This window comes from Devosia sp. MC532, from assembly GCF_016461625.1.
GTDB lineage: Bacteria > Pseudomonadota > Alphaproteobacteria > Rhizobiales > Devosiaceae > Devosia.
The window spans coordinates 157,733-172,283 of sequence record NZ_JAEMNZ010000006.1 but is presented as its reverse complement, the minus strand read 5'-3'; the positions used below and the strand labels follow the sequence as shown (position 1 = coordinate 172,283).

Annotated in this window: 14 protein-coding genes; 9 read left to right on the top strand and 5 right to left on the bottom strand. The window is 55.5% G+C overall.

Going from position 1 to position 14,551, the window contains the following annotated elements:
* Nucleotides 1-2 precede the first annotated feature (2 nt).
* Nucleotides 3-1,292, top strand: a complete 1,290-nt coding sequence (locus tag JHC09_RS09750; RefSeq protein ID WP_199531799.1) for an O-antigen ligase family protein — start codon at nt 3-5, stop codon at nt 1,290-1,292.
* Between the two features lie 87 nt (nt 1,293-1,379).
* On the opposite strand, the gene JHC09_RS09745 is transcribed toward JHC09_RS09750, so the two are convergent.
* Complete coding sequence (locus JHC09_RS09745) at nt 1,380-3,041, bottom strand: Na/Pi cotransporter family protein (protein ID WP_199531798.1); 1,662 nt, start codon at nt 3,039-3,041, stop codon at nt 1,380-1,382.
* 281 nt (nt 3,042-3,322) lie between these two features.
* Between JHC09_RS09745 and ugpB the strand changes: the two genes are divergently transcribed.
* The 7 genes from ugpB (at nt 3,323) to JHC09_RS09710 (ending at nt 9,854) form a co-directional block, all read left to right on the top strand.
* On the top strand, nt 3,323-4,648 hold the full coding sequence (ugpB, locus tag JHC09_RS09740; RefSeq protein WP_169194787.1) for a sn-glycerol-3-phosphate ABC transporter substrate-binding protein UgpB: 1,326 nt from the start codon (nt 3,323-3,325) through the stop codon (nt 4,646-4,648).
* Between the two features lie 86 nt (nt 4,649-4,734).
* Complete coding sequence (gene ugpA, locus JHC09_RS09735) at nt 4,735-5,619, top strand: sn-glycerol-3-phosphate ABC transporter permease UgpA (protein ID WP_199531797.1); 885 nt, start codon at nt 4,735-4,737, stop codon at nt 5,617-5,619.
* Between the two features lie 12 nt (nt 5,620-5,631).
* Entirely contained in the window at nt 5,632-6,480 is an 849-nt protein-coding gene (ugpE, locus tag JHC09_RS09730) for a sn-glycerol-3-phosphate ABC transporter permease UgpE (RefSeq protein ID WP_169194785.1), read from the top strand.
* Nucleotides 6,481-6,483: 3 nt separating this feature from the next.
* Nucleotides 6,484-7,524: a sn-glycerol-3-phosphate import ATP-binding protein UgpC gene (locus JHC09_RS09725; RefSeq protein WP_199531796.1), complete on the top strand. Its 1,041-nt coding sequence runs from the start codon at nt 6,484-6,486 to the stop codon at nt 7,522-7,524.
* A gap of 22 nt (nt 7,525-7,546) precedes the next feature.
* On the top strand, nt 7,547-8,293 hold the full coding sequence (locus JHC09_RS09720) for a glycerophosphodiester phosphodiesterase family protein (protein WP_199531795.1): 747 nt from the start codon (nt 7,547-7,549) through the stop codon (nt 8,291-8,293).
* A gap of 5 nt (nt 8,294-8,298) precedes the next feature.
* Complete coding sequence (locus JHC09_RS09715) at nt 8,299-9,087, top strand: DeoR/GlpR family DNA-binding transcription regulator (RefSeq protein WP_199531794.1); 789 nt, start codon at nt 8,299-8,301, stop codon at nt 9,085-9,087.
* On the top strand, nt 9,084-9,854 hold the full coding sequence (locus JHC09_RS09710; protein ID WP_199531793.1) for an HAD-IIB family hydrolase: 771 nt from the start codon (nt 9,084-9,086) through the stop codon (nt 9,852-9,854). Before JHC09_RS09715 ends, JHC09_RS09710 begins: the two co-directional genes overlap by 4 nt.
* A 177-nt stretch (nt 9,855-10,031) precedes the next feature.
* Here the strand turns inward: JHC09_RS09710 and JHC09_RS09705 are convergent, their stop codons facing one another.
* From JHC09_RS09705 to JHC09_RS09690, 4 genes are all read right to left on the bottom strand, one after another.
* Nucleotides 10,032-10,940, bottom strand: a complete 909-nt coding sequence (locus JHC09_RS09705; protein WP_199531792.1) for a TIM barrel protein — start codon at nt 10,938-10,940, stop codon at nt 10,032-10,034.
* Between the two features lie 192 nt (nt 10,941-11,132).
* Nucleotides 11,133-11,693: an alpha/beta fold hydrolase gene (locus JHC09_RS09700; protein WP_169194779.1), complete on the bottom strand. Its 561-nt coding sequence runs from the start codon at nt 11,691-11,693 to the stop codon at nt 11,133-11,135.
* Nucleotides 11,690-12,088: a c-type cytochrome gene (locus tag JHC09_RS09695; protein ID WP_199531791.1), complete on the bottom strand. Its 399-nt coding sequence runs from the start codon at nt 12,086-12,088 to the stop codon at nt 11,690-11,692. Before JHC09_RS09695 ends, JHC09_RS09700 begins: the two co-directional genes overlap by 4 nt.
* A gap of 52 nt (nt 12,089-12,140) precedes the next feature.
* Nucleotides 12,141-13,853, bottom strand: a complete 1,713-nt coding sequence (locus JHC09_RS09690; RefSeq protein WP_199531790.1) for an FAD-binding protein — start codon at nt 13,851-13,853, stop codon at nt 12,141-12,143.
* A 158-nt stretch (nt 13,854-14,011) separates the two neighbouring features.
* Between JHC09_RS09690 and JHC09_RS09685 the strand changes: the two genes are divergently transcribed.
* Nucleotides 14,012-14,479 (top strand): MarR family transcriptional regulator, encoded by a 468-nt coding sequence (locus JHC09_RS09685; RefSeq protein ID WP_199531789.1) that lies wholly within the window; start codon nt 14,012-14,014, stop codon nt 14,477-14,479.
* The last annotated feature ends 72 nt before the right edge of the window (nt 14,480-14,551 follow it).

Here is a 14,551-nt window from a genome sequence, read left to right as displayed (position 1 = left end):
CTATGACCGATGTACTATCCGCAAGTTCGGCGGAAAACCTAACCTTGGCGCAATTTCGTGGCCGCGCCTATATGAGCGCAGTGGCATCAAAAGTCTTTGTTGCGGTGGTTTGGATCTGGGTATTCTCCGGTGGTTTGGTCTTTTTTGAACCATCCCTGTACGAAGTTTTGTTCTTACTGACGCTTGGCATGATGGTGGCAGTCCGCATGCCCCTATTTCCTTCCACCTTGCCATTGCTCGGATTGATCATCCCGTTTTCGATATTCGCGACAATTGCTGCGTTCCAAGTGCGTCACGCTCCGTTAACGGACGCACTTATTTTTAATGCAGTCACGATTTACCTGTTCTTGACGAGCTTTTTTGTCGCCAATTTTATCGCCGATGCGCCCGAGAAACGATTAGCTGTCATTCGCAATGCCTATGTGGCTATCGCCATTGTCTCCGCTGCAATTGGCATCCTCGCCTACCTACGATTGATGCCAAACGCAGACATGTTCCTGCGATACGATCGCGCTAAGGCGATGTTCAAAGACCCCAATGTTTATGGGCCTTTCCTCGTCCTACCGGCCATGATGGTGCTGCGCGAGTTGTTCTTCCAACGCAAGGGCCAACTGGTGAGCGGCGCGATTGTCTTGCTGATCATGCTTGGTGTGTTTGTCAGCTTTTCGCGTGCGGCTTGGGGGCATTTTGCGGCGTCCGCATTCCTCGTCTTTGTCCTGTGTTTCCTGCTCGAAGCGAAAGCGCGGATACAGGTCCGAATGCTGACCATCGCCATCATCGGGAGCATACTCGTCGTCGTCATGTTGGCAGGATTGCTGTCAGTGCCTGAGGTCCGTGAGTTCTTTGAACTGCGAACGATGAGTCAAGATTATGACACAGGTGAGAGTGGCCGCTTTGGACGACAAGGATACGCGTTTGATCTTGCCCTCGACCACCCGCTGGGCCTCGGCCCTACCGAGTTTACTTACCTGGAAATCTCAGAGCAGCCGCACAATACCTATGTGACGGTTCTACACGGCTATGGGTGGGGCGGCGGCCTCATCTATTACTTCCTCGTTGCCCTCACATTCTGGCGGGGACTTATTGGGCTAAGAGACCGAGAGCGGCGCGGCCTGCTCATTCCAGTTTTTGCTGTCTTTATCCCACTGGCCCTGCAGTCTGCGATCATCGACACAGATCATTGGCGTCACTACTTCCTCGTCGTCGGGCTGATCTGGGGAATAACGACGCATTCCGCTCCGCCTCGTCACGGTGTGCTAGCACGGACCCACAGCGCAACGCCTATGGCATAGGGCGTTATGGACAAGCACATCGTATCGACCGATGGCAATCCAGCTTTCGCGCGAATTCGATTTGAGGGCTAAGCCAGTAGCCGACCCTCAACCCGATTTATGGGTCAGCCGAGTGTCGAGCAACTCACCTTGCTCACTGAGAATCGAGTAGGCGATCCCGCTGAACAGCGAGTTGATCCGGCGCAGAGCATGGATCAGCTCCAAGTGTAGTTCGCTTGTATCAAAACTCGATGTGTTACCTGAGCGGAGCCTCGCGAAATGGCTCTCCATGCTGGCGCGCTCAAGGGCACCAACTTCATCCTTCTCGACGACCAAACGGCGCGCAGATTCTGTGTCCTCAGAGACAAGAACATTGAGAGCGAGCTGCATGTTGGAAAGTACGCGGTCGTGCAATTGAACCAGTTCGTCCCAACCTTGGGTCGAAAACGAAAGTCGACGATCGACTTTTTGATCCGCGATGCGCAACAGCTCCCGGGACACTATATCTCCGGCCTGCTCTAGAGATATGGCAAAGGACGATAGATCCGATGCGCGGTGAGTCTGACTAGAATCCATGGAGCTCCAGTCCAAACGACTGAGGTAGAGTTTGATGGCGCGATTGGCCCGATCCACGCCAGACTCAATTTCCTTCACGCGCCGAACAGCTGCTCTGTCGCCAGTTTTGATGATGTCCATTATCGGCTGCAACATCACTTCAACCATCTCGCTCATGCGAAGCAGTTCTCGTGTGGCGCTGGCGAGTGCCGCATCAACGTTACCGGCAGGGTCAGCGACAAGAGCCGTAGCGCGCAAGCGAGCGACGTCCGTGTGCGTCGCATCAGTGACCTCGCCGATGAAGTGTTCCGCGAGACGGGACACAGGGCCCGATAGCAGCAATCCAAACAGCAGAACCCCAAAGTTGAAGGCAATATGCAAAAGGCTGCTCTGTTGCCCAACATCTCCCGGCAAACCGAGGCTGTGCACACCGAAAACCTGGAACAAGACGAGCACGAGCAATGCCATCCCGCCCCGCATGGCCAAAGCAGCAGCAGCCACGCGTCGGGAACGAACGTCACCGCCTTTTGTAATGGAGTAGGCAATGAAGGTGCCGCCTAGATTTGCACCAAGAATAAACGCAGCCGAGACCTCGAACGGTATGAGGCCCGCAGTCCCAAACGTAATGATGACGAGAACGCTGGCGACAGAGGAATATGACACCCAAGTAATCAACGCAGCGACAATGAATGAGGTCCAAAGATCACCACTTAAATAGGTGATCACCCAGCCCAACACTTCACTTTCGCGCCATGGCGCTGTCGCCTCAGACACCATCTGCAGCGACAGAAGCACAAAGGCTATGCCAAGCACGAGACGTCCCAATTGTTTGGAGCGACGTTGCGTGCCCCGAAGAAACAATGTCCCGCCGAGGATGATCAGAGGAGCAAGGAAGAATGAGAGATCAAAGGACAGGATGCTCGCGACGAGCGCGGAACCTAGATAGGCACCAAGCATCAACACAAGCCCTGTCGCAGTCGACATAAGTCCCGTTGAGGCAAAATTGGAAGCGAGTGCTGCTACCGCCGTCGAACTCTGCAACGCCACCGCCAGACCGGCCCCAATGCCGGCCGCGATGAAGCGGCTACGTTCTGCCAATGAGAGAGCGCGTTTTAGTTCTGCCGCATAGGCCCGCTCCACCGCCGTGCGGACCATGCGTACTGCCCAAAGCAGCAGGACGATAGAAGCCAACAGCTGCAAGATTACAAAATACAAAACCCTCTCCCTAGTAACGCGATGGGCTCGCTCACCATCATGTTCACATGAACCATGACCTTGCAAGTTGCACAGACCACATCGCGCCAAAGCAGGTAAAATCCGGCACTCTAATTGCTGATAAGGCCCACAGACGCGGCAGTATCTCGCCGTTTCTGGTTAACTTCATCGGCACCCTGATGTTCACATGAACATTTCGATTTGCAAAATATGAATTCCTAATATCATATTGATCCAAAGCTAGGGGCGAGGAGGCCCCGGCTAATATCAAGGGAGAGAGTATGTTTAAGAACGTAACCTTGCTGTCTGCTGGCGTTGCAGCGATGCTCACCGCGAGCCCTGCCTTTGCTCAGACCGAGATCGCGTGGTGGCACGCCATGGACGCAGAGCTTGGCAAAAAGCTCGAAGAAATCGCGACGAACTTCAATGCTAGCCAGAGCAACTACAAAGTCGTCCCGACCTACAAGGGCACGTATGCCGAAACGCTGACTGCCGCGATTGCCGCATTCCGCGCCAATGAACAGCCCGCAATTGTGCAGGTTTTTGAAGTTGGTACCGGCACTATGATGGCGGCCAAGGGCGCCGTTAAGCCAGTATATGAAGTGATGACCGAGAACGGGCAGGCTTGGGACCCATCGGGCTTCCTTGCGCCAGTAACGGGCTATTACTCGGACACCGATGGCAACATTCTTTCGCTGCCATTCAACTCATCAACTCCAATTATGTACTACAACAAGACCGCTTTTGAAAAAGCTGGCCTTGACCCAAACACTCCACCCAAAACATGGGCAGAACTCGAAACCATGGCGCGCCAGATCAAGGAATCAGGTGCTGCTAACTGTGGTTTGAGCTCAGCTTGGATCACCTGGATCCAGACTGAAAACCTCTCCGCTCTCCACGACCTTCCATTCGGCACGAAGGAAAACGGCTTCGGCGGTTTTGACACCGAGTTCACGTTCAATGGTGAACTTCAGGCGCGTCACTGGGGCAATTTGAAAAAGTGGTCTGATGAAGGCCTCTTCCAATATGGCGGCCCAGCTGGTGGCCCAGACTCCGGTCCGAAGTTCTATTCCGGTGAATGCGCCATCTTCATGAACTCCTCCGCTGGTCGCGTTGGCGTTATCAATAACTCGAAGGACTTCGAGGTCGGTTTCGCTCCTCTGCCTTACTACGACGATGTGATCGCTGAACCGAAAAACTCGATCATCGGCGGCGCAACACTTTGGGCACTGACCGGGAAGTCGGACGACACCTACAAGGGCGTTGCCGAATTCTTCTCCTATCTGAACAGCTCTGACGTTCAGGCTGCCTGGCACCAGTACACAGGCTATCTGCCAATCACGATGGCAACCTATGAAGCGGGCGTTGCGGCGGGCTATTACGAAGCCAACCCCGGCTCGGACATTGCCATCAAGCAGATTACGCGAGGCACTCCGTCCGCAAACTCGAAGGGCATTCGTTTCGGTAACCTGACCCAGGTCCGTAACGTTGTCGACGAAGAGTTTGAGGCAATGCTTGCCGGCAATAAGACCGCACAAGAAGCGCTCGACTCGGCCGTCACACGCGGCAATGTCATCCTGCGCGACTTCGAAGCTGCCAATCAGTAATCTGACAGCGCAAGGGTGCTCCGTCTTGGAGGAGATGGGGCACCTTAAGTTTCGCGCCACTCGCGCGAAAAAACATGAGGCGGAGCATGCAGGCGAAACGCACAATATTCCCGAATAGAATTTTACCCTACTGGCTGCTTCTGCCGCAGTTGGTCATCACCATCATCTTTTTCATTTGGCCTGCGGCCCAAGCGGTTAAGTCATCGTTTGAACGGGAAGACCCCTTCGGCTTCCGGACTACATTCATTTGGTTCGAAAACTACACGCGCCTATTTGGTGATCCCCTCTACCTCAATTCCCTATGGAAGACGGGCTTGTTCGCGGTCTGCGTCACCGCGCTTTCGATGGGCATCTCGCTTCTACTCGCGATTGCTGTCAATCGAGCGCTCAAAACCAGCCGCGTTTATACCACCATGCTGGTGTGGCCCTATGCGGTGGCCCCAGTGGTGGTCGGCATTCTGTGGTGGTTCATGTTCAACCCCACAATCGGCATAGCCCCCTATATACTGCGTGGCCTCGGCATCTCGTGGAACCATCGCGTTGATGGCACACAAGCCATGATCCTTGTGATTATCGCTGCCAGCTGGAAGCAGATTTCTTACAATTTTCTCTTTTTCGTCGCAGGACTGCAGTCCGTACCGCACTCGCTGGTGGAAGCGGCAGCAATTGACGGCGCAGGTCCATTCAAGCGCTTCTGGACAATTGTCTTCCCGCTACTGGCACCGACGACGTTCTTCCTTCTCATCGTCAACATCAACTACGCAATGTTCGACACTTTTGGCCTGATCGACGCCACCACTCAGGGTGGGCCAGCTCAGGCGACGAATATTCTCGTTTACAAGGTCTATTCGGACGGCTTCCTCGGATTGAACATTGGCTCATCCTCGGCACAGTCGGTCGTGTTGATGCTGATTGTTATCGCCCTCACCGCAATTCAGTTCCGCTTTGTTGAGCGGCGGATCCAGTATTAAGGGGCATGCAAAATGGTTGAAAATAGACCGTTCCTCAACTTCATCACCCATCTGTCGTTGATCGTCGGTGTGGTCGTTGTGGCCTTCCCCGTGTACTTGGCCTTTATCGCCTCTACCCACGGCTCGGGCGACTTCATGCGAGGCGTGGTGCCGCTGCTGCCTGGCCCACATTTGATCGAAAACTATAGTTTCATGATCAATGAAGGGGTTTCTTCGGCAGGTGCACCTCCTCTCGGCATCATGTTGATGAACTCGCTGATTATGGCAGTGTCCATTGCGGTCGGTAAGATCGCGATCTCAATCCTGTCAGCCTATGCGATCGTGTATTTTAAGTTCCCGTTCCGCATGGTCGCCTTCTGGATCATCTTCATTACGCTGATGCTCCCGGTCGAAGTCCGCATTATTCCAACTTTCAAAGTCGTCGCTGACTTGGGAATGCTGAACTCGTATCATGGTTTGATAATCCCGCTGATCGCCTCCGCGACGGCCACATTCCTCTTCCGTCAGTTCTTCCTGACGGTTCCCGACGAGCTGGCAGAAGCGGCACGTGTCGATGGCGCGGGACCGCTGAAGTTCTTCCGCGATATTCTGCTGCCCTTGAGCCGCACCAATATCGCTGCGCTCTTCGTCATCCTCTTCATCTTCGGATGGGTGCAGTACCTATGGCCCATGCTCATGACCACCGACAGCAAATATTACACTGTTGTTATGGGCATTAAGCGCCTTGCGGCCACCGCCGACTCTGAACCCCAATGGAACCTAGTTATGGCCGGCGTCATGCTCGCCATGCTGCCACCCGTCCTCGTCGTTATCTTCATGCAGCGTCTGTTCGTTAAAGGCCTCGTGGAAACGGAGAAATAAGTCATGGCAACGATCAATCTGGTCGACCTCAAAAAAGACTACGGCAATGTACCGGCCGTCAAAGGCGTCAACCTCTCCGTTGCTGATGGCGAGATGATTGTGCTGGTTGGCCCATCCGGTTGCGGAAAATCCACCCTACTGCGCATGGTCGCGGGCCTCGAAAGCGTGACATCGGGCCGTATCGAGATTGGCGGCCGCGACGTGGTGAAAGCCGAACCGGCCGAACGCGACATCGCAATGGTGTTCCAGAACTACGCGCTCTACCCGCACATGACTGTGCGTGGAAACCTTGAGTATGGTTTGAAAAACCGCAACACGCCGCGCGCCGAAATTGACCGTCGTGTCGCGGAAGCTGCCGCTATCCTAGAAATCGGACCGATGCTGGATCGTAAGCCGCGCCAACTCTCGGGCGGGCAACGCCAGCGCGTTGCCATGGGCCGTGCAATTGTGCGGGAACCGGCAGCGTTTCTCTTCGACGAGCCCCTGTCGAACCTAGACGCCAAGTTGCGCGTACAGATGCGCGTTGAAATCCGTAAGCTGCAACGTCGCCTCAAGACCACTAGCCTCTATGTGACCCACGATCAGCTTGAAGCGATGACGCTGGCGGATCGCCTCGTGGTGATGAATGGCGGGCTGGTTGAACAAATTGGAACGCCCACCGAGGTATATGATCGTCCTGCAACGCTGTTCGTGGCAGGCTTCATTGGCTCCCCGCCGATGAACCTCATCCCGGTTTCCTCGGTCAGCAATACCGATAACCTCAGCGCGCTGCCTCAAAACACCGATATTTTGGGCATTCGCCCAGACACCATGGTGTTGGAGCAGCCACTCGAGCCGTCTGTCGCCTTTGCTGCCACGGTGGAACTGCTCGAGCCCATCGGCGGAGAAAGTCATCTGCACGTGCGGCTCAATTCAACGGGGCAGTCGATTGTCCTGAGCATCCCTGGGCGCCCGGACATTGAAGAAGGCAGCTCAACCACAGCCTACGCACCAGTTAGCAGCCTGCATCCATTCAATGCTGCAACCGGCAAGCGCACAGACTAACCCTTTCGAATTGAAAACAGCCATGACAATAGAACAAAAAACAGGGCCGATCCGCGACGAAGTGCAGGGCCATCGAGGCTCGTCCGCGATTGCGCCGGAGAACACCATTGCCGCCTTTCGGCAGGCCGCCGAACATGGTGCCAAATGGGTGGAGCTTGACGTCGCATTGAATGCTGACGGCGACCTCATCGTCATTCATGACGATAGCGTCGACCGGACAACCGATGGCTCGGGTAACCTCGGTGCGCTCACAACGGCACAAATCAAAGCGCTCGACGGCGGGTCGTGGTTTGGTACCAACTTCACCGGCGAGAAGATACCTACGCTTGATGAGGTTATTACGGCACTCGGCGGTTTTGGCCTCAACATCAACGTCGAAATCAAACAGCACCCGCACCACAAGTCGCTCGATCAACTGGTAAACGCTGTGGCAGACGCGATCGCTAAGCGCCCATCGCATATGGAAATCATGATTTCCAGCTTTGATCCTGAATGCCTCAAAGCAATGCATAAGCGCGAGCCGAACCTCGAACTTGCCATGCTGTGGGGACGCGTACCAGACGACTGGGAAGCGAAACTCGCCGCAATTCCGGCGACCTCTATTCACGCCCATTATAAGGGCCTTTGTATTGGCTTACTGGAGCAAACCTCCGCCAAAGGCATCAAAGTGCGCGCATGGACAAGCAATGACCGAGTTGAACTGGCCAGCTTCTGGCACGCAGGTCTGACCGGCGTGATAACAGACGACCCTCGCGTTTATCTGGGATAATCACTGTGCCTGACCGCGTCGCCCTATCGATACGACAGCAGCAAATCCTTAGTCTTCTCCAGACTGAGGGACCGCAGTTTATCGACCAATTGGCGACGCGGTTTGACGTGACTACCCAAACTATTAGGCGCGATATCAACGACTTGTGCGATCGAGGCGATGCACGTCGTTTCCACGGTGGAGTGGATCTGCCCGTTGAACCACGCAATCTCTCGGTCAATGCGCGCGCGGCGCTTAACAGTCCTGCCAAGCAGAACATTGCCGCCAAGGTTGCCGCTGCCATTCCGTCCGGTTCAACCGTATTTATGGGCATCGGCAGCACGGTTCAGTTTGTCGCAAAAGCGTTACGCGACCACGATAAGCTACGAGTCGTGACCAATAATATCGACGTTGCTTTGACCTTATCTGACGCTCCCCAAATCGAAGTGCATCTTACCGGCGGGTTGTTGCGCCACAATGACCGAGATGTGGTGGGCCCAGATACATTGGACTATTTCGAAAAGTTCTACGCCTCATTCGCAATCGTCGGTGCTGGCGCACTCGACCCCGAAAAGGGGATTTTAGATTTCAGCTACAGCGAAGCACAACTAACTCAAAAGCTCATGAGCAACGCCCGACTGACATTCCTGACCGCCGACTCCAGCAAATGGAGCCGGGAAGCCTCTGTTCGCGTCGCAAGACTTGGCAGCGTAACGCATTTTTTTACGGATAAACTTCCGGAAGACGGTGTGGCAGCCCAGATCTTTGCCGATGCAGGCACGCATGTTGTAATTTGTGACGGTGACATCGAGTGACATTCTTAGGCCCTGCCCCGAGTGTCGATGACCTCCGGGATATTCGCTACGTTCTCACCGATATCGATGACACACTCACAACAAAAGGCCGCCTCCTACCTGAGACCTATGCGGCCCTCTGGGATCTCCATTACGCGGGCATTGAGGTCATCACTGTAACCGGTGGTTCCGCGGGGTGGTGCGAGCATATTGCGCGTGCATGGCCAGTGACCGCTGCCATTGGCGAGAGCGGCGCGTTCGTCATGACAGCGAACCACAACACGGTCAGCGTCGAATATTGGGAAGACGAAGCTCTTCAGATCGAGCGGCGTAAGGCCCATTTGGAAAACGTTGAGGCCCTGTTGGGTGAGCGTTTCCGCTTTGCCCATGACCAACAATTTCGCCTTGCCGACGTGGCGGTCGATATTATTGGCTACCCGCGCGATCAGGTGGATTCACTGGCGGAGCAAATTCGTGCGACGGGAGCCAGTGTGGCAATCAGCTCTGTGCATATCAACTCGTGGGTCGGCGACTATAATAAGCAGACGATGAGCGAACGTGTTTTGCGCAGATTGGGTCTTACAGATCGAGCATTGCAGCAAGAGGTCGCCTTTTCTGGCGACTCCCGCAATGACAGCCCAATGTTCGCATTCTTCGACAAGACCTTCGGCGTCGCCAATATACTGCCCGTTCTCGACGACTTACCGAAAAAGCCACGCTGGATAACCAGTCGCGACGCGGGGCTAGGCTTTGTAGACCTCGCCAAAGCCATCCTCGCCGCTCGGTAAGTCAAACCATCGCGGGGCATGGCACTGCGGTCCTTTGCGGTGATCCCAGTCGAACTAAATCTCAGAGCGTCGCTTGGTTTGATCAGACGGCACATACACTGTCACACGACCCGATCTCGTCACCGTAACAGCAGGGGCTGGCAGCTCTAGGCTCCCAGCCCACTTCAGACACATCATTTAAGCTGAGGTGTTTTTGCTTTCGTAGAGAGTTTTAAGATCGCGGGCGATGGCAAGAGATTGCGGCTGCTCCGCGCGATAGCGTCGGTCAATCTCCATCAAGAGAACCGTGTCTGGCAGGAAGGTGAATTCGGTAAAAATTCGCTGCCAATCGATGTCGCCCCAGCCTAGGGGCATGTGCAGGTCGCCAATCCCGAGTGCTGTATTCTCAGCGGGGAAATAGGGCTTAAAAAAGCGCTGCGGGCGACCGAAACTGTCATGCACGTGGAGATGCCCCGTCACCGGCGCCATCGCCGCGATTTCAGCATAGAAGTCGAGGCCACGATACGTCGCTTCGATATAGGCGTGACTGAAATCAATGAGGGCCATCAGATTGGGATGATCAACCGCCCGGACTGTGTCGGCCAATTGTGATGGGGTCTGACGATACTGGCCCGCCTCGCCCGTAAAAATGTTCTCCAAAGCAATGCGCACACCATAGCCTTTGGCAAAGTCCGCCAGTTCAGCGAGCGCTTCACGTTCACGACGATCGGCATTGCCTCTCTCGGCCAATTGGTTGGCGCGCAGCGACCCGCCGTGTTGGACCAGAATGCGAGAACCGATATCGTCGCAAAGCTGCACGAGGGCCTTGGCAGCATCCAGTTGATAACCGCAGGTATCTGGGTCCATGAAATTGGACGAAACCAGCCCGTGCACCGTGTATTTCAGGTCAAAGGCTTTGGTACAGGCTTTGAGCCGCGCACGCCGGTCCGGAATGATCCGGCCGCCAGCAATCAGGTCGATACTGGTAAGGCTGATCTCCGCATAGTCAGCGCCGATGTCGGCAAGGATACCCAATTCCTCCTCAATGCTGGCGAATTCGCCGTTGACGGAGGTGACTTCAAAACCCATGCCAAGGATGGTGCTCATAGCGTGCCCGCTGCTTGTTTTTCAAATGCTGGAACAAGCAGATAGATTTGGCAAGTGACAAAGAGTTGGCGGTTTCATGACACTGCCATAACACGCGTGCACGGCGACCATTAGACCACCCTCCGCTGCCAAACGGGTGACCGGGGTGGCGGAAGCTGGGAGCTCAAAAGCATTCACAGCTTCCGCATTGGATCAGCTTTTCTGCACAACTTGGGTCGTTACATTTGCACCGAGGTCGACCAGCGTTTGAAAGCGCTCGTGCGAGACAGCTTCGCTCAACTCCAGTGTCACCTGTACGCCGGCCAGCGAAGCCGTGATCGGCATCGCATCGATGTTCAAGGGCAAATAAGCGTCCTTGACGATCACCGCTTCCACCTTGTCGGGGAAAATTGCTGCCAAGGTGAGTGCGACCATGCCGCCCTCACCATAGCCTAGTAGGTTGAGCTTGGTACGACCATAGCGCTGCAGATTTTCGTCGAGCAGCAGCTCAAGCTGGTAAAGCCCGTCGCCGAGCGTGGACAGCTCTGGGTAATCCTGTGGCCCAACGGCCCAGAAATAACCCATGACCTGCCCAGTGCCACCGCGGCTTTGCGCACGAGGCGCACGGACACTCACGGCCAAGGCGTCAGGCCCGAGCCGTTCGGCCACTGTCACAGCATCTTCGAGCATCTGCCAGCGGTCGTGGAAGACAAACCAGAGCGGCGCCGTTTCCGGACCGTGTCGCTGTGTCTGCAGAAAGCTTTCAGACGTCATTGCTCGACCGTGCAGCCTTCGATCCACGCGATAATGGCTTCGACTTCGGCTTCGCGCAGACGGCCGCTTGGAGGCATCTTGCCGCCTGAGCCACCAACGCTTTCATGCGTGTCGCTGATCTTGTGTGCGAGGTAGCTCTGGCTGGTATCGCCAGGGGTCACGCGGTTCATGGTCGGCAGCTGCTCGCTGGCAACATTGACCAAGAAATCATAGCCACTGCCCTTCTGGAAGGACACGCCCGAACCAGGCGAGGCGTCGTTGTGGCAGGCCGTGCACTTACGAGCAAGGACGGGCTCTGCAGTCTCTGTGTAGGTGGCAAGGCAGGTGTTGGCGAAGGCCGCCGAGCTACCAACGATAAACAGACCTGCGGTAAGGGCCGTACGAAGAAAATTCATTGCATGTCTTTCTAGTAGAGAAGGTGCGCAGCCGAAGCTGCGCACCCAATGATTAAACGGTCTGAGCCGCTGCGTGCTGACCAGCGAGGTAGCCGAAGGTGATGCCGAGGCCGAGGGTGCCGCCACCGCCGAGATAGCTCTTGCCCGAAGGGGAAGCCGAAGCGTTACCGGCGACATAGAAGCCCGGAATTGGCGCATCCTTGACGTTGAGAACCTGACCATTGACGTCAAACATCGGTCCGCCCTTCGTGTCGAGTGTGCCAGCGCCAAGCAGGATCGCGTAGTAAGGACCTGTCTCAGAGATTGCAGAGATGTAAGGGTTCTTATTCCCCTTATCGACGGTGATGTAGTGGAAGTAGCCATCGATCGGCGCTTCGCCACGGCGGAAGTCGGTGTCGACACCGGTTTCTGCGAAGCCGTTGTAACGGGTGATGGTTTCCTTGAGGTTGTCGAGGAAAGCAGTATCCAGCTTGTAGGTGCCGATGCGTTCAGCCAGACCGTCGAAGCGTGCCTGAATGTTGGCTGCAAGCTCTTCCAGCGTATTGCCGGTGATCACATGCTTTGGCAGGTCTGCACCAACCTTAGGGATTTCGTAGCCGCCGAACTCACGAGCGCCATCATCGAAGATGAAGATCTGATACAGGTTCGGGTATTCGCCAGTCCACTGGTCGTAAACCTGGTGCGAACGGGTGCGCTCTGGGTAGACGTATTTTTCGTCATACATGCGCTGGCCGAACTTGTTGACCGCAATCGAGCTGTCGCCACCAAGGAAGAACACGCCACTTGGAACGCTGGAGAAATCCAGAACCTGTTCCAAGATAACCTGCTGGTTCCACGCTTCGTTGAGGTTGCCCAGCTTCACGCCCAGCTCGGCCGACATGTTGATCAAGTCGCCTTCATTGGTTGGAACAGCGCAACCGCCCAGAACTGGGGTACGCAGGAACTGCGTGCGCATGTGCGGGTTGTGGGTGAAGCCACCGGTGCCGAAGATGACGCCCTTCTTGGCGGCAATGCGGTTGAGACCTTCTGGAGTCTCGACATGCACGCCGATGACGCGACCTTCTTCATTGCGCACGATCTGCACAACGCGATTTTCGGTGCGGATTTCTGCGCCATTGTCTTCGGCATAGATCGACATGAAGTCGACCATGTCGGCGCCGCTGCCGTTCTTGCCGTCGACGTTGACGGCGAGCTGGCGACCGAGAATCTGGCCGTTTTCAGCAATCTGACCATGATAATCAGGAGCTGGCTTGCCGTCCCAAGAGGTGAAGACCTTGGATGGAAGAGCGCCGACTTCGTCGAGCTTTTCGAACACAGGCGCTGCGTTTTCCCAGAAGGCGTTCAGCTGCGACCAATGGTGTTCGGTCATGCCAAGAGTCGGGCTCTTGTCATTGTAGAGTTCTGGGAAGGAAACCTTAGCGACATAACGCAGGAACGCGTCCTTATCGTCCTTCTGGTCGAACTCGCTCATCCACTTATTGTTCGGAACCCACGAACCACCGCCGGACTTGCCTGTCGTACCGCCAATAAAGGCTGCCTTTTCCAAGATAACGACGCTTGCGCCGCCATGGATTGCGCCGATAGCACCGGCCAGGCCTGCACCGCCCGAACCAGCAACAACGACGTCAAATTCTTCGTCCCACTGCAACTCCTGCGCATTTGCGGCAGTTACAGTTACCGAGCCAAGAGCGGCAGAAGCAGCACCCAATCCCGCTGCTTTCATGAAACCACGACGAGAGACGCGGCTATTTTCTTCGGAAGTCATATACGTGACCCACATAGTTCTTTTGACGCGCGTCAAATTAGCCCAAGTGAAGATAGTACACAAGGATACAGTTATGTATTCGATCTGTCATCGACGCACTCTTTTCGTCGACCGCTATCAGGCGTAGAGAGGTGTCGCACACCGGACTGGAGCGCAACGTGAACGACCCCCTTGACGAACAAGGCGCAGCGGAACGTCGCGCCACAACCATGTATCGCATCCACGAGGTGGCGCGCGTGATGAGCACCGAGTTTGACAAGCTCGTCGCCGAGCATGGCATCACCCGCGCCCAGTGGGCGGCTTTCATGCATATTTCGCTGAACCCCGGATGTCGGCAGACTGAGCTTGCTGACAAAATGCAAATGGGGCGCGCAGGCGCAGGTAAGCTTCTCGATAAACTCGAGGAAAAAGGCTGGATCCGTCGAGAAACGGACCAGGACGACCGTCGCGCGCGACGCGTTTGGCTCAAGAAGGATACGCCTGAGCTTTTGACCATTATCCCTGAAGCTTCAGACCGCTTTTTAGACCGCGTTTATAAAGACCTATCTGAATATGACGTCGAACGCCTCGCGTTTGCGTTGGACACCGTTATTCGAAATCTAGGCAGGGACAATGACCAGTCATAACTGCCCAGCGCGGGTGATTCCGCTCTTAATCCAAATTTAGCGCCATTCAAAACTGGCTCCGCGGGAGATGTG

What these genes read in the sequence shown, in the direction of transcription:
- JHC09_RS09750 (WP_199531799.1), top strand. Translation starts at nt 3, where the DNA reads ATGACCGATGTACTATCCGCAAGTTCGGCGGAAAACCTAACCTTGGCG.
- ugpB (WP_169194787.1), top strand. Translation starts at nt 3,323, where the DNA reads ATGTTTAAGAACGTAACCTTGCTGTCTGCTGGCGTTGCAGCGATGCTC.
- ugpA (WP_199531797.1), top strand. Translation starts at nt 4,735, where the DNA reads ATGCAGGCGAAACGCACAATATTCCCGAATAGAATTTTACCCTACTGG.
- ugpE (WP_169194785.1), top strand. Translation starts at nt 5,632, where the DNA reads ATGGTTGAAAATAGACCGTTCCTCAACTTCATCACCCATCTGTCGTTG.
- JHC09_RS09725 (WP_199531796.1), top strand. Translation starts at nt 6,484, where the DNA reads ATGGCAACGATCAATCTGGTCGACCTCAAAAAAGACTACGGCAATGTA.
- JHC09_RS09720 (WP_199531795.1), top strand. Translation starts at nt 7,547, where the DNA reads ATGACAATAGAACAAAAAACAGGGCCGATCCGCGACGAAGTGCAGGGC.
- JHC09_RS09705 (WP_199531792.1), bottom strand. Translation starts at nt 10,940, where the DNA reads ATGAGCACCATCCTTGGCATGGGTTTTGAAGTCACCTCCGTCAACGGC.
- JHC09_RS09700 (WP_169194779.1), bottom strand. Translation starts at nt 11,693, where the DNA reads ATGACGTCTGAAAGCTTTCTGCAGACACAGCGACACGGTCCGGAAACG.
- JHC09_RS09695 (WP_199531791.1), bottom strand. Translation starts at nt 12,088, where the DNA reads ATGAATTTTCTTCGTACGGCCCTTACCGCAGGTCTGTTTATCGTTGGT.
- JHC09_RS09690 (WP_199531790.1), bottom strand. Translation starts at nt 13,853, where the DNA reads ATGACTTCCGAAGAAAATAGCCGCGTCTCTCGTCGTGGTTTCATGAAA.